This is a genomic window from Colwellia sp. MB02u-10, assembly GCF_014077185.1.
Lineage (GTDB): Bacteria > Pseudomonadota > Gammaproteobacteria > Enterobacterales > Alteromonadaceae > Cognaticolwellia.
In genome coordinates this window covers 16,085-40,452 of sequence record NZ_JACGVK010000105.1, presented here as the reverse complement: position 1 = coordinate 40,452, position 24,368 = coordinate 16,085, and the positions used below count along the sequence as shown (strand labels likewise).

The 24,368-nt window shown below is 40.4% G+C and carries 24 protein-coding genes; all 24 read left to right on the top strand.

Features of this window, described 5'->3' with window-relative positions:
* The first annotated feature begins 9 nt into the window (after positions 1-9).
* The 24 genes from fliH to H4J59_RS05730 all read left to right on the top strand — a co-directional run bounded on the left by fliH (position 10) and on the right by H4J59_RS05730 (position 24,358).
* Complete coding sequence (fliH, locus tag H4J59_RS05845; protein ID WP_259369402.1) at positions 10-804, top strand: flagellar assembly protein FliH; 795 nt, start codon at positions 10-12, stop codon at positions 802-804.
* 116 nt (positions 805-920) lie between these two features.
* Positions 921-2,276, top strand: coding sequence for a flagellar protein export ATPase FliI (fliI, locus tag H4J59_RS05840; RefSeq protein WP_182237646.1), 1,356 nt, complete (start codon positions 921-923; stop codon positions 2,274-2,276).
* Positions 2,277-2,304: 28 nt separating this feature from the next.
* On the top strand, positions 2,305-2,739 hold the full coding sequence (gene fliJ / locus H4J59_RS05835; RefSeq protein WP_182237644.1) for a flagellar export protein FliJ: 435 nt from the start codon (positions 2,305-2,307) through the stop codon (positions 2,737-2,739).
* Positions 2,740-2,989: 250 nt separating this feature from the next.
* Entirely contained in the window at positions 2,990-4,510 is a 1,521-nt protein-coding gene (locus tag H4J59_RS05830) for a flagellar hook-length control protein FliK (protein ID WP_182237642.1), read from the top strand.
* Positions 4,511-4,611: 101 nt separating this feature from the next.
* The gene (gene fliL, locus H4J59_RS05825; RefSeq protein WP_182237641.1) at positions 4,612-5,145 is read left to right on the top strand and encodes a flagellar basal body-associated protein FliL; all 534 of its coding nucleotides are present in this window, start codon (positions 4,612-4,614) and stop codon (positions 5,143-5,145) included.
* 142 nt (positions 5,146-5,287) lie between these two features.
* On the top strand, positions 5,288-6,349 hold the full coding sequence (gene fliM, locus H4J59_RS05820) for a flagellar motor switch protein FliM (RefSeq protein WP_182237639.1): 1,062 nt from the start codon (positions 5,288-5,290) through the stop codon (positions 6,347-6,349).
* A 163-nt stretch (positions 6,350-6,512) separates the two neighbouring features.
* A complete protein-coding gene (gene fliN, locus H4J59_RS05815; protein ID WP_182237637.1) occupies positions 6,513-6,905 on the top strand; it encodes a flagellar motor switch protein FliN in 393 nt (130 codons plus the stop codon).
* A gap of 6 nt (positions 6,906-6,911) precedes the next feature.
* Positions 6,912-7,376 carry a flagellar biosynthetic protein FliO gene (gene fliO, locus H4J59_RS05810; RefSeq protein WP_182237635.1) on the top strand — a complete coding sequence of 155 codons (465 nt, stop codon included), beginning with the start codon at positions 6,912-6,914 and terminating at the stop codon, positions 7,374-7,376.
* A gap of 46 nt (positions 7,377-7,422) precedes the next feature.
* On the top strand, positions 7,423-8,157 hold the full coding sequence (gene fliP, locus H4J59_RS05805; protein ID WP_182237792.1) for a flagellar type III secretion system pore protein FliP: 735 nt from the start codon (positions 7,423-7,425) through the stop codon (positions 8,155-8,157).
* Positions 8,157-8,426: a flagellar biosynthesis protein FliQ gene (gene fliQ, locus H4J59_RS05800; protein ID WP_146880882.1), complete on the top strand. Its 270-nt coding sequence runs from the start codon at positions 8,157-8,159 to the stop codon at positions 8,424-8,426. The genes fliP and fliQ overlap by 1 nt, the downstream gene beginning before the upstream one ends.
* A 2-nt stretch (positions 8,427-8,428) precedes the next feature.
* On the top strand, positions 8,429-9,214 hold the full coding sequence (gene fliR / locus H4J59_RS05795; RefSeq protein ID WP_182189953.1) for a flagellar biosynthetic protein FliR: 786 nt from the start codon (positions 8,429-8,431) through the stop codon (positions 9,212-9,214).
* Positions 9,214-10,344: a flagellar biosynthesis protein FlhB gene (flhB, locus tag H4J59_RS05790; protein ID WP_182134820.1), complete on the top strand. Its 1,131-nt coding sequence runs from the start codon at positions 9,214-9,216 to the stop codon at positions 10,342-10,344. The genes fliR and flhB overlap by 1 nt, the downstream gene beginning before the upstream one ends.
* Before the next feature lie 428 nt (positions 10,345-10,772).
* Positions 10,773-12,875 carry a flagellar biosynthesis protein FlhA gene (gene flhA, locus H4J59_RS05785; RefSeq protein ID WP_182237633.1) on the top strand — a complete coding sequence of 701 codons (2,103 nt, stop codon included), beginning with the start codon at positions 10,773-10,775 and terminating at the stop codon, positions 12,873-12,875.
* Between the two features lie 43 nt (positions 12,876-12,918).
* A complete protein-coding gene (gene flhF / locus H4J59_RS05780) occupies positions 12,919-14,493 on the top strand; it encodes a flagellar biosynthesis protein FlhF (protein ID WP_182237631.1) in 1,575 nt (524 codons plus the stop codon).
* 115 nt (positions 14,494-14,608) lie between these two features.
* Positions 14,609-15,451 carry a MinD/ParA family protein gene (locus H4J59_RS05775; RefSeq protein WP_182237629.1) on the top strand — a complete coding sequence of 281 codons (843 nt, stop codon included), beginning with the start codon at positions 14,609-14,611 and terminating at the stop codon, positions 15,449-15,451.
* Positions 15,452-15,743: 292 nt separating this feature from the next.
* Positions 15,744-16,460, top strand: a complete 717-nt coding sequence (locus H4J59_RS05770; RefSeq protein WP_404852005.1) for an RNA polymerase sigma factor FliA — start codon at positions 15,744-15,746, stop codon at positions 16,458-16,460.
* 52 nt (positions 16,461-16,512) lie between these two features.
* The gene (gene cheY / locus H4J59_RS05765; RefSeq protein WP_182237625.1) at positions 16,513-16,896 is read left to right on the top strand and encodes a chemotaxis response regulator CheY; all 384 of its coding nucleotides are present in this window, start codon (positions 16,513-16,515) and stop codon (positions 16,894-16,896) included.
* A 29-nt stretch (positions 16,897-16,925) separates the two neighbouring features.
* Positions 16,926-17,669 carry a protein phosphatase CheZ gene (locus H4J59_RS05760; RefSeq protein WP_182237623.1) on the top strand — a complete coding sequence of 248 codons (744 nt, stop codon included), beginning with the start codon at positions 16,926-16,928 and terminating at the stop codon, positions 17,667-17,669.
* Between the two features lie 13 nt (positions 17,670-17,682).
* Positions 17,683-19,797 carry a chemotaxis protein CheA gene (locus H4J59_RS05755; protein ID WP_182237621.1) on the top strand — a complete coding sequence of 705 codons (2,115 nt, stop codon included), beginning with the start codon at positions 17,683-17,685 and terminating at the stop codon, positions 19,795-19,797.
* Positions 19,798-19,854: 57 nt separating this feature from the next.
* Positions 19,855-20,976, top strand: coding sequence for a chemotaxis response regulator protein-glutamate methylesterase (locus tag H4J59_RS05750; protein ID WP_182237619.1), 1,122 nt, complete (start codon positions 19,855-19,857; stop codon positions 20,974-20,976).
* A complete protein-coding gene (locus H4J59_RS05745; protein ID WP_182237617.1) occupies positions 20,969-21,715 on the top strand; it encodes a flagellar motor protein in 747 nt (248 codons plus the stop codon). The genes H4J59_RS05750 and H4J59_RS05745 overlap by 8 nt, the downstream gene beginning before the upstream one ends.
* Positions 21,712-22,707: a flagellar motor protein MotB gene (locus H4J59_RS05740; protein WP_182237615.1), complete on the top strand. Its 996-nt coding sequence runs from the start codon at positions 21,712-21,714 to the stop codon at positions 22,705-22,707. The genes H4J59_RS05745 and H4J59_RS05740 overlap by 4 nt, the downstream gene beginning before the upstream one ends.
* Before the next feature lie 12 nt (positions 22,708-22,719).
* A complete protein-coding gene (locus tag H4J59_RS05735) occupies positions 22,720-23,496 on the top strand; it encodes a ParA family protein (RefSeq protein ID WP_182237613.1) in 777 nt (258 codons plus the stop codon).
* Positions 23,497-23,500: 4 nt separating this feature from the next.
* Entirely contained in the window at positions 23,501-24,358 is an 858-nt protein-coding gene (locus H4J59_RS05730) for a chemotaxis protein CheW (RefSeq protein WP_259369401.1), read from the top strand.
* Positions 24,359-24,368 lie beyond the last annotated feature (10 nt).

Below are 24,368 nucleotides of genomic sequence, written 5' to 3'. Positions count from 1 at the left end.
TGTAAAGTAATGGCAGCAGATTCTGAGCCAAGCACTGGGGCGATGCCCGCAAAACAAATTGAACAAGTTGATACCTGGTCAGCACCTAATGTGCAACCAGACGAAGATACAAACGTTAGTAAAACTAATGCCTTAGGCCAGTCAATGAATTGGCGTTATGAGCCACCAGAAGAGACAGAAGTGAATGAGCCTGTGCCGTTAAAGGCACAAGATATAGAAGACATTCGCCAAGCCGCATTTGAAGAAGGCTTTAATGAGGGGAAAGCAGACGGTTTTGCTAAAGGTTTTGATGAAGGTAAAACCAGTGGTCATGAAGCGGGTCTTATTTCAGGTAGTGAAGAAGGTGTGATACAAGGTTTAGCTGAAGGTAAAGAAACCAGCGAACAACAAATCGCAGCGATGCAAATCCTATTAGACCAATTACATCAGCCTTTGCTTAATGTTGAAAAAAATGTTGAAGCGCAACTATTACAGTTAGTCGTGCAACTAACCCAAGCGGTGACTAAGCACGAAGCGAAAACTAACCCAGATATTTTATTATCGGCGATCGCTGAAGGTATTAAAGCCTTACCGGCACAAGAGTCTCAAACCCAAATTTTATTGCATCCCACAGACATTAAGTTAGTAGAAGCACAATTTGGCGCAGCACATATCCAAGAACAAGGTTGGCGTTTATTGGCTGCTCCACAATTGAGCCCCGGGAGTTGCCAAATTGAAAACAGTACCTCTAATATTGATCTAAGTGTTAAGTCACGCTTGAATGAGGTTTTGGACTCGTTTTTGCAAGACGCTTTATATCAATAAAGCGAACCTCAATAAAAATAAGTCATGAAGCTTACAAACATAAACCCGACACACATTAACTGTGTAGCGACAGATATTGTCCTGTTAACACTCTATTAATAAGCGTAAAAATTTCTATGGTTGATATAAATCGCATAACTGAACGTTTAAAAAATAGTGAAAAGTTTATTCACCCGCACAGTGTCTCTGTTGCTGGGCGTTTAGTGCGTGTGGTGGGCTTAACTTTAGAAGCGGTCGGTGTTAAAGCCGCAGTTGGTAGCCAATGTTTGGTGGAAACATCACAAGGCGAGCTGATTGCAGAAATTGTTGGTTTTGCCCAAGAGATAACGTTTTTAATGCCAGAACAAAGCTTGCAAGGGGTATTACCTGGCGCACGAGTTGTGCCTTTGTCGACTAAAGCACGTTTACCCTTATCAATGGACTTATTAGGCCGAGTTATTGACGGTGTTGGTAAACCGCTTGACGGTAAAGGGCCGATTAAAGCCTCTGATAGTTATCAATATGACAGTACACCGATCAATCCTCTATCACGACGCGCCATTACAGAGCCTCTAGATGTTGGAGTGCGCTCGATTAACAGTTTTCTAACCGTTGGTGTTGGGCAACGAATGGGGTTGTTTGCGGGCTCAGGTGTCGGTAAAAGTGTGCTGTTAGGTATGATGACACGTGGCACAAACGCTGATGTTATTGTGGTAGGGTTAATTGGCGAGCGTGGACGAGAAGTTAAAGAGTTTATTGAAGAAATTTTGGGTGAAGAAGGTCGAGCGCGTTCTGTGGTGGTGGCAGCACCTGCCGATAATTCAGCGTTAATGCGGCTTAAGGGCTGTGAAACCGCAGTGCAAATCAGCGAATACTTTCGTGACCAAGGTTTAAATGTTTTATTACTGGTAGATTCACTGACGCGTTATGCACAAGCGCAGCGCGAAATAGCACTAGCGGTAGGCGAGCCACCAGCAACGAAAGGTTATCCGCCATCAGTTTTCTCTAAATTACCCCAACTCGTTGAGCGAGCTGGCAATGGCGGGGAGGGCCAAGGTTCAATCAGTGCATTTTTTACTGTCTTAACCGAAGGTGATGATTTACAAGACCCGATTGCTGATGCTGCCCGTGCCATTTTAGACGGTCATATTGTTTTGTCACGAAAATTAGCTGATGCTGGGCATTATCCAGCGGTTGATATTGAAGGCTCAATTAGTCGAGTTATGCCGATGGTAACCAGCCAAGAACATCAGCAACTTGCCAGGCAACTGCGGCAGATTTATGCCTTATATCAAGAAAATAAAGATTTGATTGCCATTGGCGCCTACAGCAGAGGTACGGATCCAAGAATAGATCAATCGATTGATTTGCAACCCGTAATTCAATTTTTTTTGCAGCAAAAAACGCTTGAAATTATTCCTTATGATCAAAGTTTAACTCAGCTGCAGGAAGTATTAGCGGCAGCGCAAGCTCATGCCAATAAAAATCAGTAGACACAATAACGCATAGGTCACTAAACCGATGAAACAGTTGAACACCTTATATAAGTATGAACTTGATAAAGAACAAAAAGCCTCACAAGCATTACAAGTGGCAGAGGTCGATTATGAACAAAACAAAGCGCGTTTAAAAAGTGTTAGCGATTATCGTTTAGAATATATGCGCCGGCTTAATCAGCGTTCAATCGAGGGTATTGATAGTGCAACATATAGCCATTTTCATGCTTTTATCGCGAAACTAGATAACGCCTCTCAACAGGTTAAAGTTGCGGTTCATCAAGCTAAAGCATTAGTTGATACGCGAAAAAAACAATGGTTAGAGCAAAGGCAAAAAATACAAGCGGTAGAATTACTACGTAATAAAAAGCTTGCTGCCCTGCAATTAGTCGCGAATAAAAAAGAACAAAAAATGTTTGATGAAATGGCGACACAACAATTTGTTCGTCGCCGTCGCTAAACTCCGCGATGTTCATACTAGAGACAATAGATTAAGTACTTGAGTAAAACCCATGAGCATCAAGATATAAACTCAAGGTTTGTTATTGATGTTTATATACTCAGTTAATTTTAAGATTTATCGCCTAGATTTATGTTGTTATTGTATTGTCAGCTCTTTTGAAAGTTAGTTTTGGAATGAATATTGCTTAATTAACTATAGAAATAATTTATTAAATTGCGCTTAAGTCTACATTTAAGAAAGGTCTGTTATGTCTCAAATAAATATATTGTCTACTGATGCTGGCCAAAGCCCCGACACCTCTGGTGCTAAAGGTAGTTTGTCAATAAAAAGTCAAGCTAAAAGCAACGCATTTAATGATGCGATGGAGCAACACTATGCCAGAAAAAAAGCGGAAGAATCAGAAGGAAATACTGAGCCATATGGCAATTTTGTCTCTAAAGCGGCAGAACAACACCAAGAGGCTTTAAAACGCGAGCGTTTATCCAAAGGTAATGAGGCTGATGATGCCCGTACTTTACCTGTGCCTTTACCGATAGACGATGCCGAGACTCTCTCTGCGCCAAACGCTGAGCTAAAATCCTATCTTGGCTTTCAAACTCAAACTGAACATCAAGCCGAAGCCCAAAATGGCTTAGCGACCGATGTTGAAAATGATGACGCGGTTGATTTATTAAAAATGTTAAGTGGAGCAGAGCAATTATTGACAAAATCTACAGCAAATAATGCTGTTGAAGGGACAGTGCAGGGCGGCGGCGTTACATCAGGCTATATGCAAACAACAACTGCTGGCACAACGCCATTAAAGAGTGAGCAAGGTAGCATTGATGATGCCGAGCTAATGGCAAAGCAAGCCGGCATAAAAGCATTAACTGAAGAAGGCAATGCCGGCTTAGATAAAGCCCAAGATATTGACCAAATAACTAACAATAGCGCATTACAAAATAGTGCCAGCGATAAAGCGAGTGAATTTAAACTTGGTAGCGATATCGAAGCACCACAAACTCACCTCGTTAATCAAAGTACAGCGACTGTGGCAACGACATCGGTTACAGATGCAAAACTTGATGTTACTCAGAAAACAGTGATCAATGAAGACTTTGATAAATTAGCCAGTGCCATGCTTGATGCACAAAAAACCTCTAAAACTGAGAGCGATAAGCTAACACCACAAGTTGAGAAAGTGCCGTCAGTTTTTAATCAAACCTTAGTCGATCAAGCCAAGCCGCTGACAAGTGCTGCGGAATTAGCTGCCCAGCAAGAGCAAAGTTTTGAAAGTACGGTTAATCAATTAACGACAAATACTGTCTCCACACAAAAATCATTTGCCACTATGCAGACTGAGACTATTGCTATTTACCGTAAAGATTTTGCTGACGCTGTTAAAGATAAAGTGATGGTGATGATCAACCAAAAAATTCAACAAGTGGAAATTCAACTTGACCCACCAGAGATGGGCAATATTCATGTGCGAGTGAATTTACAAAATGAGCAAGCCGCGGTGCAATTTGTGGTGCAAAACCAGCAAGCAAGAGAGGCTTTAGAGCAAAACATGGGCAAGTTACGCGATATGTTAGCTGAAAACGGTGTTGATGTTGGGGAGGCAAATATCGAACAGCGCGAAGCAAAAGAGCAAAATGGTCATGGTTTTGACAGCCAGTCTAACAGTGGTCAAAATGCCCAGTCGGCTGAAGATAATTTTAGTGAAAATGATAACGCCATGGTGAATGTGCTCAAAGCTTCGTCAACCGGTATCGATTACTATGCTTAATTCATTAATACACTGACAATACTTGATAAACCCTTTGGATTAGCAGCTATTCAACGATATAGTTTAACAATAGATATAAGAATTCTTCACAGGTAGGAACCATGGCCGACGAAAAAGAACTTAAGCTGGATAACCCAGATAAGAAAAAAAAGTTGATTATCATTATCGCTATTGTTGCCGTTTTAGCTATTGCTAGCGGTGTGGCTGCGTTTTTTATCTTTGGTGGTGATAATGACATTTCACAAGCTGAGATAGATGCCGCTTTAGACACAGGCGCTGAAAACACAGAGGTAAAAGGCGCAGGTGCTGAACTTGGCTCAGCTTTGTATGTGCCTATGCCAAGACATTTTCGCTTTAATGCACCGGGAACCGCTCGCGATCGCTTTGTTGAAATTCGTGTACAGCTGTTGGTACGAGGTATTGAAAATGAAGAAACCGCTAAAAAACATGTCCCCTTAATTGAAAGTGCCTTGTTAGGTGTTTTCTCAACGTCGAATGCTGATGATCTAGCAACAAGTGCAGGAAAAATAGCTTTAAAGCAAAAGTCTTTAGTGGCAGTTCAGAAAATAATGACTGAAATCGAGGGGAGTGCAGTGGTTGAAAAAGTACTCTTTACCGGCTTTGTCATGCAGTAATACCTTTGAAGAAAAATAGCCGCTGATAGATTGCTTGGTTGATTGAAGCTTTTGATTGAATTTTTGATTAAACTTTTGCTTAAGTTAACGGCTATGGTTTGTGAACAGTGTAACTAAACTAACAAGATAAAGAGACTATTGAGTGAGTGATTTATTATCTCAAGATGAAATTGATGCACTTTTACACGGTGTTGATGATGTTGAAGAAGATGAAACTGTAGAGGACTCTGCCAATTCAGGAGAGACCTCTGATTACGATTTTTCTTCGCAAGATCGCCTTGTTCGTGGTCGTATGCCAACGTTGGAGATGATCAACGAACGTTTTGCACGTCATATGCGTATTAGTTTATTTAATATGATGCGTCGCACCGCAGAAGTTTCTATTAACGGTATCCAAATGATCAAGTTTGGAGAATACGTACATACTTTATTTGTGCCAACCAGTTTAAATATGGTGCGCTTTCGGCCTTTAAAAGGCACCGCATTAATTACCATGGAAGCGCGACTAGTTTTTATATTAGTGGACAATTTTTTTGGTGGTGATGGTCGATATCATGCAAAAATTGAAGGTCGTGAATTTACCCCTACTGAACGCCGTATTGTGCAAATGTTGTTAAAAATTATCTTTGAAGATTACAAAGTAGCCTGGTCACCGGTGATGGATGTTTCATTTGAATATCTTGATTCAGAAGTTAACCCGTCGATGGCAAATATTGTTAGCCCAACTGAAGTGGTGGTGATTAGTTCTTTTCATATTGAACTTGATGGTGGTGGTGGCGATTTTCATGTGGTTTTACCCTACGCCATGTTAGAGCCTATTCGTGAATTACTTGATGCCGGTTTACAATCTGACAAAGAAGATACTGATATGCGTTGGTCGAAGGCCCTGCGTGATGAAATTATGGACGTGTCGGTCGAGATATCAACTAAATTCATCGAAGTGACCTTGCCATTACAAAAAATTATGGACCTGAAAGCCGGTGACATTATTCCCATTGTGATGCCTGAACATATTACTGTGTTAGTAGAAAAATTACCGTCATTTAGGGCTAAACTTGGTCAAAGTCGTAATAATTTAGCGCTGAAAATAGAATCAAAAATTAAGCGTCCGGAATCAGTTAAATCAGAGCTCACTATCTTGACTAAAGGTGGTAAGCGTTTAGACAGTGATGCAGAGCTGCATTTATTAGACGATTATTTATAACAAGCCTGAGTAATTATATTGATAAATCATATTAATAAAACCGGATTGATAAAACAAGATTGATTAACTGTAGTGTAAAAGTTGTATAACGGCATAATAGAAAATAACAAACGAGTAGTGTAAGTATTGTGACGCTACTCGATGAAAATTGAGGAAAAATAGTATGAGTACAGAAAACAAAGATGAATTAGGTATGTGGGATGAAGCGATGGATGAGCAAGCTAATGCAGAAACGGCTAAAGCGGTTGAATTGGAAGAGTTACAAGAAGATAGTGGTAATGTTTCAGGTGTAGAAAAGAGTAAGCTCGATGCGATTTTAGACATACCTGTCACTATTTCTATGGAAGTAGGGCGCAGTCATATTAGTATTCGAAACTTGCTACAGCTGAACCAAGGCTCGGTTGTTGAACTTGACCGCGTTGCAGGTGAATCATTAGATGTGATGGTTAATGGGACCTTAATTGCTCATGGTGAAGTGGTTGTGGTTAACGATAAATTTGGTATTCGCTTGACTGATGTTATTAGCCAAGTGGAACGTATTAAAAAGTTAAAATAGTCACTAATGAAAAAAACTTTATCAGGACTTTTTAGCTGGTTAGCCTTTGCAGCCTTTGCCCATGCACAAGAGGTTGTTAGCGATGTTGCTTTAACTGAGGATGCTCCGGTTGAAGTGGGTAAGCATATTGCCGCTAATATGAATTCTATGAGCATGATTATGTCATTACTGATGGTGCTTGCGGTGATTGTTATTAGTGCCATGATATTAAAACGTTTTCAAGGTGTAGGTCAAACTCACCATGGCTTAAAAATAGTCACAAGTTTACACCTTGGGGCAAAAGAGAAGTTAGTGGTGGTGCAAGCTGGAGATAAACAATTGTTGCTTGGGGTCACCACACAGCAAGTTACCTTGTTAGAAACCCTTGATGAACCCTTGGTGAATGCTAAAGAAAACAGTGTTGATTTTGCTCAGTCGTTAGCAAAACTATTCAAACAGAAAGCTATAAAAACCTATGATAAAAAAAAATAAAAAATCATTATTATCGTTAAACAAAATCGTCACTTTACTGTTGACGATGTTGTCGTTTTTACTCATTAGCAATACTAGTTTTGCCGCCGATGGCCTTTCATTATCAGCGTTAACCTTGACCACTAATCCGGATGGTTCGCAAGAATACTCAGTTACCTTACAAATATTAATTTTTATGACCGCGCTAGGTTTCATACCGGCAGCGGTGATCATGATGACGTCGTTTACCCGCATTGTGGTGGTTATGGCGATTTTACGGCAAGCTTTTGGTTTACAACAAACGCCGTCTAATCAGGTCATTATTGGTATTACTTTGTTTATGACCTTATTTATTATGACGCCAGTCTATAACGAAATTAATGACCGTGCGATTCAACCTTATTTACAAGACCAATTAACCTCGGTTGAAGCGATTAATAAAGCTAAAGTGCCATTACGGGCGTTTATGTTAGAGCAAACTCGCATTAAAGATCTGGATACCTTGGCCCAAATGGCGGGTATAACACAAGTTGATAAACCGACAGATTTACCCATGACAGTGATCATTCCAGCCTTTGTTATTAGTGAGTTAAAAACCGCATTTCAAATTGGCTTTATGTTATTTATCCCTTTTTTAATCATAGATTTAGTGGTGGCCAGTATCTTAATGGCGATGGGGATGATGATGCTATCGCCGATGATCGTATCTTTGCCGTTTAAGTTAATGCTATTTGTGCTGATTGATGGCTGGAATTTAGTGATAGGCACACTGGCAACAAGTTACGGTATGGGAGCCACGTAATGGGTCCTGAGGTATTTGTTGATATTTTACGAGATGCACTGTTTCTAGTGATTGTACTGGTGAGTGCCGTTATTGTGCCAAGCCTGATTATTGGTTTGGTTGTGGCAGTATTCCAAGCCGCTACCTCGATAAATGAACAAACCTTGAGTTTTTTACCGCGTTTAATTGTGACTTTGTTGTCTTTAATTATAGGCGGACATTGGTTGGTACAAAAACTAATGGATTATACCATTCGACTCATTGGTAGCATCCCTAGCGTAGTCAGTTAACCATGGAGTTTACTGAGTCAATTATTAATCAAAGCATGGCTGATTTTTTGCTGCCGTTTACGCGTATTTCAGCCATGGTGATGTCAATGATAGGCTTAGGGGCAAAAGCGATTCCTGGACGGGTAAAATTGTTTTTTTGCTTGGCCGTTACGGTCGCGGTTATGCCAGCATTACCGCCTGCTCGCGTTGATAATATGTTTTCATTGGCGACCACACTGCTCATTGGTGAGCAAATGATTATCGGCATTATGCTCGGCTTTGTCACTGTGATGGTGGTCAATACTTTTACCTTAGCGGGCCAAATTATCGCGATGCAAACGGGCTTAGGTTTCGCCTCGCTTGTTGACCCCGCCAGCGGTACAAGCGTGCCGGCTGTAGGTCAGTTCTTTTTAATTTTATCATCATTATTGTTTTGGACAATGGATGGCCACTTAGCTTATTTACAGTTTGTGGTCGCGAGTTTTGACACTATTCCTATTCCTGCCCCAGAATTTTCCAGTATCAAATTTAAAGAAATCGCCCAATGGGGTGGATGGATGTTTGCTACCGCATTGTCACTCGCCATTGCACCTTTAACAGCGATGTTATTAATTAACTTTTCATTTGGCATTATGACGCGAGCAGCGCCGCAATTGAATATTTTCGCTATTGGTTTTCCTGTCACCATGTGTGCAGGATTATTAATTATGTGGTTAACCATGGGTAATTTTTATAGTCATTTTGTGATGCAATGGCAACGGGCTTTAGATTTTAGCTGTTATCTTATCGATTGTGGAGCCGCGCCCTAATGGCCGAATCTGATAGCGGTGAAAAAACCGAAGAACCCACGGCGAAAAAACTTTCTGACGCGAGAAAAAAAGGCCAAATAGCGCGTTCAAAAGATTTAGGCACTATGTTTGTTTTAGTCGGCAGTGCGGCGGCATTGATGCTGATGGGCAATTCTTTGGTTGAGGGCCTAGCAAAGATGATGACTCGTCTGCTGAGTCTAAGTCGGAAAGAAACCATGGATGTGCATGCCTTATATCAAGTGATCAGTGATAGTATCAGCGCGATAACGGTGCCTTTTCTTTGGATACATATTATTATTGTTATTGCGGCCTTTATTGGCAACATGCTGCTGGGCGGTATCAGTTTTTCTTGGGAAGCCATGGCACCAAAAGCCAGTAAACTTTCGCCGATGGCTGGGTTTAAACGCATGTTTGGTGTGCAATCCTATGTTGAACTTATTAAGTCAATTCTTAAGTTTTTTGTGGTTTTTATTTCAGCGTATTTATTACTGAGTAGTTTGTTTGGTCAAATATTGAGTTTAAGTACGGAGAATATTCCAGATAATTTTGCTCATGCGGTGTCATTACTGATGTGGATGTTTTTAGCCTTAGCGTTTTCAATTGGCATTATTGTGGTGATTGATGCGCCATATCAAGTGTGGAATCATAATCGGCAATTAAAAATGAGTATGCAAGAAATTAAAGATGAAATGAAAAGCTCTGAAGGTAGCCCAGAAACAAAAGGTCGGATTAGAAGGGCGCAATATGAAATGTCACAACGGCGCATGATGCAAGACGTACCACAGTCTGATGTGGTGATCACTAACCCAACCCATTATTCAGTAGCGCTTAAATATGACACTGAAGCGGGTGGCGCACCGGTATTAGTCGCTAAAGGCATAGATGAAATGGCCTTACATATTCGTACCATTGCCAAAGAGCATAATATTGAGGTGGTGGCATCTCCGGCTTTGGCCCGATCTTTATATTACACCGCCGAGCCCAATGAAGAAATTCCAGAACAATTATTTGCGGCAGTAGCACAAATACTGGCATTTATTTTTCAGTTGAGTGCCCATAAAAAAGGTCAGGCGCGCCGACCCAAACCTGTAGCCAAAAACTTACCTATTCCAGATGAATTTCGCTATTAATCTTGACTTAAACAAGCTTAGGTAAAAAGGTTGGGATTAGCTTTTAGCTTTCAGCTTGCAGTAAAAAAACATCGCTGTCGGCCGTTAGTAAAATAATTAACCATCAGCTGTCAGTAAAAAATATTGGACAGTGTTAAGCCACCAAGCACCTAAATCCACATGAGCAGCCATAGGCGCTGTCTAGTTTGGACTTTAGTCCATCTAGTTAAATGAAATTCAACCATTTTTGGCATAACTGCCGACCTACAATATGTGGCCTACAATAAAAATTTGTCGTTTATGCATTACTGTTTGTTTTTATATGAACAAGGACTGATAGATGATAATACTGAACAATGTAAAATAAAAACGATTAAATTACAGAAATATTAATATTGGTCTGATTATTGCTGATTACAAGACACGTCAAAAAATTATCTTAAGCACTCATGCAGTTAGCCGCAACTTTTAATAAGTTAAAGAAACAAAAACTTAACCTACTTTCGGGTTTAGGTACGCCATTCCTCGTGATGGCGGCGCTCGGTATGGTGATTTTGCCTATGCCGGCATTTTTGTTGGATATTCTATTTTCCTTCAATATTGCCTTGTCTCTGGTGGTTTTATTGATCACGGTTTATACCTTAAAACCGCTTGAGTTTGGTTCATTTCCAGCGGTATTGCTGATTGCGACTATTTTACGTTTAGCGCTCAATGTTGCCAGTACCCGAGTGGTATTACTTGAGGGTCATGAAGGCCCCGATGCAGCAGGGAAAGTTATTGAAGCCTTTGGCTCGGTTGTTATTGGAGGCAATTATGCGGTTGGTTTAGTCGTTTTTGCTATTTTGATTATCATCAATTTTGTGGTTGTTACCAAAGGTGCAGGCCGTATTGCTGAGGTAACTGCGCGCTTTACTTTAGACGCTATGCCAGGTAAACAAATGGCGATTGACGCTGATTTAAATGCCGGCTTTATAACCGCAGATGAAGCGAGAGAACGCCGAGTTGAGGTCACCAGTGAAGCCGACTTTTATGGGTCAATGGATGGTGCGAGTAAATTTGTTAAAGGTGATGCCATTGCGGGGATTTTAATTCTCTTTATCAATATTGTTGGTGGTTTAATTATTGGTATGGTGCAGCATGATCTTTCGTTTGACAGTGCGGTGGAAATTTATACCCTACTGACGATTGGAGACGGTTTAGTTGCACAAATTCCAGGGCTATTGCTATCAGTAGGCACGGCAATCGTGGTTACCCGCCAAAACACCTCTCAAGACATGGGCGAGCAAGTTAGTAGTCAACTTGGCCAAGAAAAATCACTTTATATTGCCGCAGGTGTGATGTTTGTTATGGGCATTGTGCCTGGAATGCCACACGTTGCTTTTTTAACCTTTGCGATATTAATCGCGGGGGTGGCGTTTTTTAATAGTAAATATAAAGCAGCGGCGGCGGCACAATTAATTGAACAAGGTCAGGCGGCCGAAGTTGAAAATCAGCAACAAGAAGCCGAAGTTAAAGACCTAGGTTGGGATGATGTCAATCATGTTGATATTATTGGCCTCGAAATAGGCTATCGCTTAATTCCTTTGGTGGATAAAGCTCAAGGTGGAGAGCTGCTTAATCGCATTAAAGGCGTGAGAAAAAAGCTTTCGCAAGAATTTGGCTTTTTGGTACCAGCCGTTCATATTCGCGATAATTTAGACTTAGATCCTAACAGTTACCGGATATCACTGATGGGCGTCACGGTAGGTGAAGCCGAAATTCGCCACGATCAAGAACTGGCTATTAATCCAGGTCAAGTATTTGGCAAGCTTGATGGCGTTGCAACCAAAGACCCTGCGTTTGGCTTAGATGCTGTGTGGATAAAAAAAGAGCAACGAGAACACGCACAATCATTAGGCTATACGGTGGTTGATTCAGCCACGGTATTAGCAACACATTTAAGTCAAATTTTAACTAATAATACGGCGCAACTATTAGGGCATGAGGAAGTTCAAAACTTACTTGATATGTTAGCTAAGAGTTATCCTAAATTGATTGAAGGTCTGATCCCTGATGTATTGCCATTAGGCACTATTGTAAAAGTACTACAAAACTTAATGAATGAAGGGGTGCCTGTACGTGATATGCGTAGCATTATTCAAACCTTAGTTGAGTATGGTCCTAAGACTCAAGACCCTGAAGTGTTAACGGCGGCGGTTCGGATAACCTTGCGAAAATTCATCGTGCAAGAGTTAGTTGGACCTGTGGTAGAGGTACCTGTCATAACTTTGTCACCAGAGTTGGAACAAATGTTGCATCAGTCTATGCAAATGGCTGGAGATGATGGCGCAGGTATCGAACCAGGTTTAGCAGAAAGACTACAGAAATCTTTGACCGATGGTGCACAACAGCAAGAAATGGCTGGCGACACACCAATTTTATTAACGTCAGGCATTTTACGTGCAGTTTTAGCTAAATTTGTTAAATATACCATCCCGGGATTACGGGTGATTTCTTATCAAGAAATTCCAGATGATAAGCAAATCAAAATTGTTAGCGCTATCGGCCAGTAAAAAACACTTGAAAGTAAGTTGTACTGAATTATAAGGGTTGGCGATGAAAATCAGACGTTATGTAGCAAAAGATATGAGAAGCGCACTCGCACAAATTAAAGAAGATTTGGGTGTTGATGCCGTGATTATGTCTAATAAAAAAATTGCTGAAGGTGTCGAGTTAATGGCAGCGGTTGACTATAACGAAAGTGTTGAGCCTGCCCAATCATCAGTATCTGAGCACAGCAAAGCTAATACGGCTACCAATACCCAGCCGACTGATCGCGTTGATCGATTCGACAGTGTTGAAGATACGGTAGCCATTAGTAGCGCACCTCAGTCAGCAGAAGCGTCAACAACTTTGCCAGCCGATAGCTTAGCCGCGTTGCTAAGCCGACAAGTACAACAAAATGGCTATGACAAAGCGCCAGCAACCCAGGCATTTAATAGTCAAATAGCCAGCTCAACTCATGAGGTTAATCATCAAGCGGACAACAAGCCTGGTGCTGCACCACAAGATATTGAACAACAGTTTAAAAATTTCACTACGCGTTTAGCGCAAACTACTGACGTAGACTCAGCTGATCACGCGGGCAACCAAGGAGCAGATACTTCTGGGCATGGGGCAAATAGTACAAAGGTTACTAACTCGCTTGATTCATCAACACCTGAACCTGAGCAAATGGCTTCGGGTGGCGAACGTCAAATAAGTGGCAGTGAATTTGATAATATGCAAAAAGAAATGTCATCTATTCGTCAGCTGTTAGAACATCAAATGTCAGGGCTAATGTGGCAAGATATGGCGCAAAAAGATCCGATGCGCGCTGTGTTAGTTAATAAATTAATGGCGATGGGTCTTAATGAACAAGTGGCTGATCAAATTGCGGGTTACATTCCAGCCAATAGCCTTGAAAAAGATGCAGTTGAGCAAGCAAAACATATTATAGCGCAACAATTAAACACCACTAACAATGATATTATTCAACGTGGTGGCGTGGTTTCTCTTGTTGGGCCAACAGGCGTGGGTAAAACCACCACTATTGCGAAATTAGCGGCCCGCTTTACTCAGATTCACGGCGCCGACCAAGTGGTATTAATTTCTACAGATAGTTATCGTATTGCTGGTTTTGAACAACTTGCTACTTACGGTCGTATTATTGGTTGCCAGGTTAAGTTGGCTAAAGACGGTAAAGAGCTAGATAGCTTATTACAACAGTTCTCACAAAAAAAATTAATATTGATCGATACTGCTGGTATGGGACAAAGAGATATGCGTCTAACTGAGCATTTGACTACCTTAATCTCAAATGCACGTGTTAGAATTCGTAATTACTTAGTATTAGCGGCCAATACGCAGCAGCGTGTTATGCAAGAAAATGTTGAGCGCTTTAAACATATTCCTTTAGCGGGCTGCATTTATACGAAATTAGATGAAAGCCTAAGTGTGGGTGAAATTATAACCACGTCATTACAAAACGGTTTAGCTATTGCTTATCTTACTGATGGACAAAGAGTTCCGGAAGATATTAAGGTTGCAAATGCTGAAAAATTGGTTACGCTAGCTGAAAGAATGGCTGCTAAGTATCAAAACTCAGGGACTGTTTCTTGGCGTAATCCGGTATCAGCCGTCGCGGTATAGTTAGGCAGAGCAATTATACCAATTGAATTAAGTAAGCAGTTATAAGTAAGCAGTTAGCATAAATATTCAAGAGCATATATTTATTGCAATTGATATACATAGAGAAGTTATATAGATGATAGATCAAGCGAGTGGCTTAAGAAAAATGCAAAATCCCCAATACATAAAAGTCATCGCCGTTTCTGGTGGTAAAGGGGGTGTTGGTAAAACTAATGTCTCATTAAATACTGCAATTTCTTTAGCTAAATTAGGTAAGCGGGTTTTAGTGCTAGATGCCGATCTAGGCTTGGCTAATGTTGATGTTATGCTAGGTTTGCGCGTAAAACGTAACCTGTCGCATGTGCTATCGGGCGAATGTGAATTGGATGATATTATTATTCAAGGTCCTGCCGGCATTAATATTATTCCTGCGACATCAGGCACTCAATCTATGGTGGATTTAACCCCAGCTGAGCATGCCGGGCTTATTCGTGCTTTCAGTGATATGCAAACCAAATTTGACATTTTAATTGTTGATACCGCTGCAGGTATCTCAGATATGGTATTAAGTTTTTGCCGTGCATCACAAGATGTTTTATTAGTCGTGTGTGACGAACCCACCTCAATTACTGACTGTTATGCCTTAATGAAATTGTTAAGCCGAGATCACGGGTTATTCAAGTTTAAAGTGGTGGCAAATATGGTGCGCACCCCGAATGAAGGTAAAAATTTATTTGCGAAATTAGCGAAAGTCACTGACAGATTTTTGGATGTCACTTTAGAGCTGGTTGCCGTTATACCTTATGATGAAAATATTCGTAAATCTGTTAGAAAACAACAAGCGATTGTCGAGGCATATCCTAACTCGCCAGCGTCAATTGGCCTTAAAGCTCTTGCCAAAAATATTGTTAGCTGGCCAGTGCCACAACAAGCCTCTGGGCATTTAGAATTCTTTATTGAGCAATTACTAGAACACTAAAGCTGTTGAGCTTTTAGCTTGTAGTTATGTATGGACATAACTACAAGCAGGGTTGCAATTGAACAATCTGTGGTGTTTTTTTTGGCATGAGTTAAGCAAGCTTTAGCTATGCCAATAGTGTAGATTTTTTATCGCCGGTTAAATGTCTATAGTTAATTTTTAGCTAATACCGTTGACAAGTGAAAACTAGCATATCTACCTAATACTCCTGTCGCCTTGTTAACTGAAACGTGACCTATAGCCGAGACTACAATGAAAAATCTACAGGCCCTATTTAACTAACAAGTGAGTTATCGTGTTAAAAGTACATACTTATAGTGTTGATAAATCGGCTTTGCTGGAGCGACACACAGTACTGGTGAAGCGCATTGCTTATCATTTACTTGCCCGACTACCGGCCAGTGTTTTGGTTGATGACCTTATTCAATCAGGCATGATAGGCTTACTTGAGGCGTCAAATAATTTTGATAATAGCAAAGGTGCTAGCTTTGAAACTTTCGCGGGTATTCGTATTCGTGGTGCCATGCTTGATGAAATTCGTCGCGGTGACTGGGTTCCCCGCTCAGTGCATAAAAATAGTCGTATGATCAGCGAAGCCATCAAAAGCTTAGAAGCGCAATATGGCCGCGATGTTACCGATGTTGAAGTTGCTGAACAACTTGAAATTTCAATCAATGAATACCATCAAATACTTAATGACGTGAGTTCAGGGAAAATTCTCGGTCTTGATGATTTAGGTGTTAGTGACGATGTGATTGAAATAGCCCACAGTCATCAGCAAGATGAACCTTACGCTAACATTGAACAGAGTTTCTTTAAAAAGTCATTAGCCGAGTGTATTTCTTCTTTACCCGAGCGTGAAGCTTTAGTACTGTCTTTGTATTATGACGAAGAGCTAAACCTTAGAGAAATAGGCCAAGTACTGGATGTGAGCGAATCACGGGTAAGTCAAATACACAGTCAAGCGATGCATAGATTAAAAGCTCGTATGCAATCGTGGCAAAGTTAAGTAGAATATTAAAAATATTGTAAAATTTTAAATGCTATCACCGGAGGGTGTCTTGGAAAAAAATATGAAAGTGCTTGTTGTTGACGATTTTTCAACGATGAGACGTATAATTAAAAACTTGTTACGCGACTTAGGTTTCACCAATATATCAGAAGCAGATGATGGTAATACCGCGCTGCCAATGCTTAAAACTGGTGATTTTGATTTTGTTGTTACCGATTGGAATATGCCGGTTATGCAAGGGATAGATTTACTTAAAGCCATTAGAGCGGATGAAAAATTATCTCATATTCCGGTATTGATGGTGACTGCAGAAGCGAAGAAAGATCAAATCGTCATGGCAGCTCAAGCCGGAGTTAATGGTTATATCGTTAAACCTTTTACGGCTGCAACGTTAAGCGCCAAGCTTGATAAAATCTTCCAACGTCTTGGTTAGTCACCAACTTTTTTACACAAGGCTGTTATATGAGTAAATATACTAGTATCCATGTTTCTTTAGAGCAGGCTAAATTGTTGGTTAAATACCTTGAGGCAGATCAGCAAAACAAAGCGGATGAGTTAATTGCAGAAATTCAAAATCCAGTTCAAACTGCATTGTTTGAAGAAATAGGTAAGTTAACTCGCGAATTGCATAATTCATTGAATAACTTTCATTTTGATTCACGTTTGAATGATTTAGCGACTGCGGACATTCCAGACGCTAAAGAAAGATTGAATTTTGTTATTGATCGTACCGAAGCAGCGGCTAATAAAACCATGGATGTTGTTGAATCAATTTTTCCGGTGGTTAGTAATATTCAACAACAAATCAATAACGTTAATCCGTTGTGGCATAAACTAATGCACAATGATCTTGATGTTACTGATTTTAAAGTATTATGTCGAGATATCGATGTTTTACTGACAACAACAGCAAAAGAAACCAGCAAAATTCATGGCTTAATGACGGATGTTTTGATGGCGCAAGATTTTCAAGATCTTACCGGCCAAATTATTCGCAAAGTTATCGATTTAGTTTGTGAGGTTGAAGACAGCTTAATCAATATGCTGACAGCCTTTGGTATGGATTCCAAACAAGAGCAATCGAATTACTTACCAAAATTAGGTGAAAACTTAGTTGAAGGTCCGATCGTTAATCTTGGAAATCGTAAGGATGTTGTTTCAGATCAACACGACGTTGATGATTTATTATCAAGCTTAGGTTTTTAATAGGAGTTACTAAATGTCATTTGCACAAGATGATGAAATTCTTCAGGATTTTTTAATTGAAGCTGGGGAAATACTTGAGACCTTGTCAGAGCAATTAGTTGAGCTTGAAAATGATCCTGAAAATGCGGAATTGCTCAATGCTATTTTTAGAGGATTTCATACAGTAAAAGGTGGTGCTGGATTTTTGTCACTTGCCGAGTTAGTTGATGCCTGTCACGGTGCGGAAAATGTTTTTGATACCTTAAGAAATCAGCAACGATCAGTTACCTCCTCATTAATGGATGTTATTCTTAAAGCGCTTGACACCATTAATGAAATGTTTGCTCAAGTACAAAATAAAGCGCCATTAAGCCCGGCAGAGCCAAGTTTGTTAGCCGAGTTACATCGACTATCTCAGCCGGAAGGACAAGCAGAGTCTGTGGCAGAAAATGCGCTTGGAACGTCTGAGGAAAATATACCGGCAGCGGATAGTAATTCAAGTGACGAAATGTCAGAAGATGAATTTGAACGGCTATTAGATGAACTTCATGGTAGTGGTGTAAAAAAAGCCAGTGCGCCTGTAGTTGAGCAGCCAACAACATTTAGTAGTGATAGTGATAGTAGTAATGATATTTCGGATGATGAATTCGAATCGTTACTGGACGAATTGCATGGTCAGGGTGCATTTGCTCCTGCGGTGACTCCAGCGCAAGTTAGCACCGAAAATTTAGCATCGGCTGATGAAATAGATGATGATGACTTTGAGTCGTTATTAGATGAACTGCACGGCAAAAATCAACGACCTAAAGCTCAAGTACCAGCAAAACCTGCTGGAGCTGTTACTGCCGTTACAAAAGCGACAAGTGATCCTGCGACGAATAACATTGCGGCTAAACCGGCAATAAATCAAGCATCAGCAAGCGCTGACAAAAAAACCGCACCGGCAAAGCCCGCTCAAGGCGAAACAACGGTGAGGGTTGATACCAAACGACTAGATCAGATCATGAACATGGTCGGCGAGTTAGTTTTAGTGCGTAACCGCCTAGCGAGTCTAGGCATGACAAAAGAAGATGAAGAATTAACTAAGGCCTTGTCAAACCTAGATGCGGTCACTACTGACTTGCAAGGCGCGGTAATGAAAACGCGTATGCAACCCATTAAGAAAGTCTTTGGACGTTTTCCCCGTGTGGTACGAGATCTAGCCCGTAGTCTCAATAAAGAAATTAAACTTATTCTTGAAGGTGAAGAAACCGATTTAGATAAAAATTTAGTTGAAGCTTTAGCCGATCCTTTAGTGCATCTTGTGCGCAACTCGGTTGATCATGGTATTGAAGCCCCTGATACACGTGAAGCCGCTGGTAAGCCACGAGAAGGTATTGTGCTATTGTCAGCATCACAAGAAGGCGACCATATTCTGCTCACCATTCGTGATGATGGCGCTGGCATGAATGCTGAAAAATTAAAAGAAATAGCCATAAATCGTGGTGTTTTGGATACCGACGCTGCAGCGCGTATGTCTGATAAAGAAGCTTTTAGTTTAATTTTTGCCCCTGGATTTTCAACAAAAACCGAAATTTCAGAAGTATCAGGCCGTGGCGTAGGTATGGATGTGGTGAAAACAAAAATCACTCAGCTAAATGGCACCATCAGTATCGACTCAGAAATGGGTGTTGGTACCATACTTGAAATTAAAGTGCCATTAACGTTAGCCATATTGCCAACCTTAATGGTGGTGATTGGTCAACAGACTTTTGCCTTACCCTTGGCCGTGGTTAATGAAATATTTCACCTTGATTTAACTAAAACTAATGTAGTTGATGGACAGTTAACGATCATTGTTCGTGAAAAATCCATCCCATTATTTTATCTTGATCAGTGGTTAGTACGTAATTATGTTGAAAAACCACGAGAGCTGGGTCACGTCGTTATTGTGCAGTTAGGCAACCAGAAAGTTGGCTTTGTTGTTGATAGTTTAATTGGTCAAGAAGAAGTGGTTATTAAACCACTAGACAGATTATTAAATGGTACGCCAGGTATGGCTGGAGCAACAATAACCAGTGACGGAGGTATTGCCTTAATTATTGATGTACCTAATATGCTTAAGTTTTACGCAAAAAAAGCGTCAGTGAATAATAAGTTACGTTCATAATATCCATGGGTAATAGCCTGTGGTAAACACATAATCATGACAGGAAATAGATTGTAAATGTCATTTAAAGTATTAGTAGTTGATGACTCCAGTTTTTTTCGACGCCGAGTAACAGATATCCTCAATAAAGATATTAACCTTGAGGTTATCGGTGTTGCTATTAATGGTATTGATGCAGTAGAAAAAGCTATTGCTTTAAAGCCTGATGTAATCACTATGGATATAGAAATGCCGTTATTAAATGGCATTGAAGCGGTTAAACAGATCATGGCAAAAGCACCAACGGCCATTATTATGTTTTCTTCATTAACCCATGACGGCGCTAAAGCGACGCTTGAAGCATTAGATGCAGGCGCGTTAGATTTTTTGCCGAAAAAATTTAACGAAATAGCTAAAACTAGCGAAGACGCCAGTAGTGTATTACGTCAACGCGTTAAGCAATTAGCTAGAAAAAAAATGGCTAGAGCCGCGCGAGTTTCAAACTTTCGCTCACAGGCTGTTGTTGAGGAAAAAGCTAAGGTTAGTCATGCAACTAGCCCAAAGGTGGCCACAACAACTATCAGACATCAAAACCTGACCTTTAGAAAAAGTTCTGGCAAAAAATATAAATTACTTGCCATAGGCACTTCAACTGGAGGCCCTGTAGCATTACAAAAGTTGTTAACTCAATTACCTGAAGACTTCCCGCTACCTATCATTATGGTGCAGCACATGCCGGCTGCATTCACCTTAGCTTTTGCTAACCGCTTAAATAATATCTGCAAGATAAAGGTTAGCCAAGCGAATTCAGGTGACATCTTAAAACCTGGTCATGCCTATTTAGCGCCAGGTGGTAAGCAAATGATCATTGATGGTACAGGAAATGCTGCAAAATTAAGAATACTTGAAGATAACTCTGAACGAACGGCTTTTAAACCGAGTGTAGATATTAGTTTTGCTTCAGCGGCTAAAATTTTTGGTGGCAATGTTTTAGGTATTATATTGACGGGAATGGGTGCGGACGGTCGCGAAGGCTCACGATTATTAAAAAATAAAGGCGCAACTATATGGGCACAAGATGAGGATTCTTGTGTTGTTTATGGAATGCCGCAAGCGGTTAAGGTTGCCGGGATCTCTGAACTATCATTGAGCCTTGAAAGCTTTCCAGCGGCAATTCTTAAGGAAATTCAGCATGGATAAACTGAGTATAGCCGGGCTTCTTATTGCCATTTTCGCTATTTATTTCGGTTTTGTTATTGATGGTGGTGCTATATCTTCATTGCTGGAACTGCCCGCCTTCATTATTGTTTTTGGTGGTACGCTTGGGGCTGTTATGTTGCAGTCATCACAAAGTCAGTTTTTTCACGCCATAAGCTTACTAAAATGGTTGTTTGTGCCCCCTAAATACGACATTGAACAGGGTATTGAATCGATTGTGCTTTGGGCTGAAAAAGCACGAGAATCTGGTTTTTTGTCATTAGAATATATTGCCGAAGAAGAAAATGACTTTTTCGTTAACAAAGGCTTAAATTTACTTGTTGACGGTGTAGAGGTTGACAACCTAAGGGTTTCATTAGAACTTGATTTAGATTTATATCGTGAACATAATTTACGCTCGGCTCATGTTTTTGAGTCTATGGGGGGGTATAGTCCAACCATAGGGATTTTAGGCGCTGTGCTGGGGTTAATCCATGCCATGTCGAATTTGGCTGACCCACAACTATTGGGGCAAGGCATCGCCACCGCATTTGTTGCCACTATTTATGGCGTAGGTTTTGCCAACTTACTTTATTTACCGGTCGCTAATAAAATAAAAGCCATAGTACACGAGCAAACTATGTATCGTGAAATGATGACCGAAGGTTTGATTGCTATTGCCTTAGCAGAAAACCCACATGCCATTGAAAATAAACTGTCGGCATTTCGGTTAGAGCAATGAGCCGCCAACGCGCAAGACGTCACCTAGTAGAGCATGAAAATGTTGAGCGTTGGTTAATATCATATGCCGACTATATGACCTTATTGTTTGCGCTTTTTGTTGTGTTATATGCCATGGCGATCGTCAATGAAAAACCGTTTGAAACCGCGACAGAATCTCTAGGTCGTGTATTTCAAGCGCAGGAAGAAAAAACTAAAAATCGTGGTCATGGCGATGACATCTTACCGGTTAATAGTGCTAAAACTAAGCAGATATTATTTGGTGATGCTATTGTAGATGTCGCTGAACCTGACATTGTTTCAGGTAAGATAAATTTATCTACTGTCTCAGGTACTCAAGTGGGTAGCAGTTTAAGCTCTTTAGAAAAAGATCTTCATGAAGCCTTATATGAACTAGTAGAGTCCGGTTACGCGCAACTGTTAATTGATGGTGATTGGTTGGAAATTGAATTAAACAGCAGTTTATTGTTTCCAAGTGGCTCGGCGTCACCGACCAATGGCGCAAAAGATATTTTATTGGTTATCTATCAAGTTATTGCCGATACTAACAACTATATTAGGGTTAGAGGTTATACCGATAATCAAGCGATTAAGACCGAAATTTTTTCCTCTAATTGGGAATTATCAGTATTTAGAGCAACTGCAATTTTACGGACCTTAGAAGCCTTGACCTTAAACCCGGCTCGAATGGCTATTGAAGGTTACGGTCAGTATTATCCAAGTGCTGACAATACTACAGCTGCAGGGCGGGCCAAAAATCGTCGTGTCGTTATTGCGCTTTCTAAATACGGTTTAGAAAAAGCCGATGTAGTGGCCACCCCCACTATTTCAGCAGAAAATGTAGCCGTAATTAACCGTAATAGCACTCCAATGGCCGATGATGAAATCCGTGTTATCGAACTTGATAATGGTGGTATTCGCATCACCACTCGAGCTGAGACTAACGCTAAAAATGAAGCCACTAAGCCATCACAAGAAAAAACTAATGAATAATAGGAATTCCACTTGGTAGTTTGGACAGTTGCAAATCAAAAAGGTGGTGTGGGTAAAACGACCACAGCTATTGCCTTAGCCGGTTTATTAGCCGAGCAAGGAAAGCGCGTGCTTTTAGTTGATACCGATCCTCATGCTTCATTAAGTTATTATTTTGGTATCGAGTCTGAAGACCTAGAGCTCAGTGTTTATGATTTGTTTTTACAGGTGTCTACCAAAGAACAGATCATGCAAAGTTTATGTCCTACGCATTATAGTAATATCGACATACTCCCTGGCACAATGGGTTTAGCAACACTTGACCGCGCACTTGGCAATAAAGGCGGCATGGGCTTAGTGCTAAAAAAAGTGATGTCTGCGATCGAAGGTGAATATGATTATGTATTGATTGATTGCCCACCCATTTTAGGGGTGTTGATGGTAAATGCATTGGCGGCTAGTGATAGAATTATAGTACCAGTTCAAACTGAATTTTTGGCACTAAAAGGTTTAGACCGGATGATGAAAACCTTAGAAATTATGCAAGCTCAACATCCTTTGCCGTTTAAATATACCATTGTCCCCACCATGTTTGATAAACGCACTAAAGCATCAAGAATGACTTACCAAAAATTGCAAAACCTTTACGGTGAATTTCTTTGGCCCTCAGTTGTGCCAATTGACACTAATTTTCGTAATGCCAGTGTCGCTCAGAAGGTACCTTCAGATTATGCCGCAAAATCTCGTGGTATAATTGCTTATAAAAATTTATTAAAATATCTCATTAACTTAAACACAAAGAGTAAGTAAGCCGATGCCAAAGTCTTTAGCTGCAAGTAAAAAACTTATGCAGACTTATTTGTCAGAATTGCTTACTGAAGAAGAAGTAGAGCAAAAACCAGCACTGCCGGTTAAAGAAAGACAATATCAGCCACTTGAAAAGTTACTGAGTAGTGCTACTTTTCCAAAGGTTTTTGCATCAAACGATATCGATAAATTAAGTGCAACTAAAGCTGACAGTCAAAGTTCAGTTCAAGACGCTACGATTAGCCAAAGCGATATAAGTGATTTAAGTCATGCAGGGGGGGAAACAATATCGGAAAAAGTAGCAGCTAAAGTTGCACTGAGACAGCCAGTAATAAACCCAGCTGACCTTAATGAAAAGCTAATTACAACCCGTAAAAGTACTGATGCAGAGTTAGATACTCAACTACAGAGTTATCGCAAGGGCGACTTTCAGGTGATGTTTTTCGAGGTTGCTGGCTTAATGATTGCCGTGCCGCTAATCGAGTTAGGTGGTATTCATAACACAGATAAAATCACACCGCTGATGGGTAAGCCTGATTGGTTTAAAGGTGTTATGCTTCACCGAGCAGCAAAAGTTAATGTGGTTGATACCGCTTTATGGGTTATGCCTGAAAAGTGTGATGAAGCATTAATTTCAGCACTTAACTACCAATATATTATCATGTTAAATGATTCATCTTGGGGCTTGTCGGCTGAGAAGTTGGTTGATACGGTAACGCTCAAGCAAGAAGATGTTAAATGGTTAGATACCCAAAACAAGCGTCCTTGGCTGGCAGGGTTAGTAAAAAACCGGATGTGTGTGCTGTTAGACGTTGAATCTTTAATTAAGTTATTGGAAAAAGGCGTAAATATAACTCAAGAATAATTGATGAATG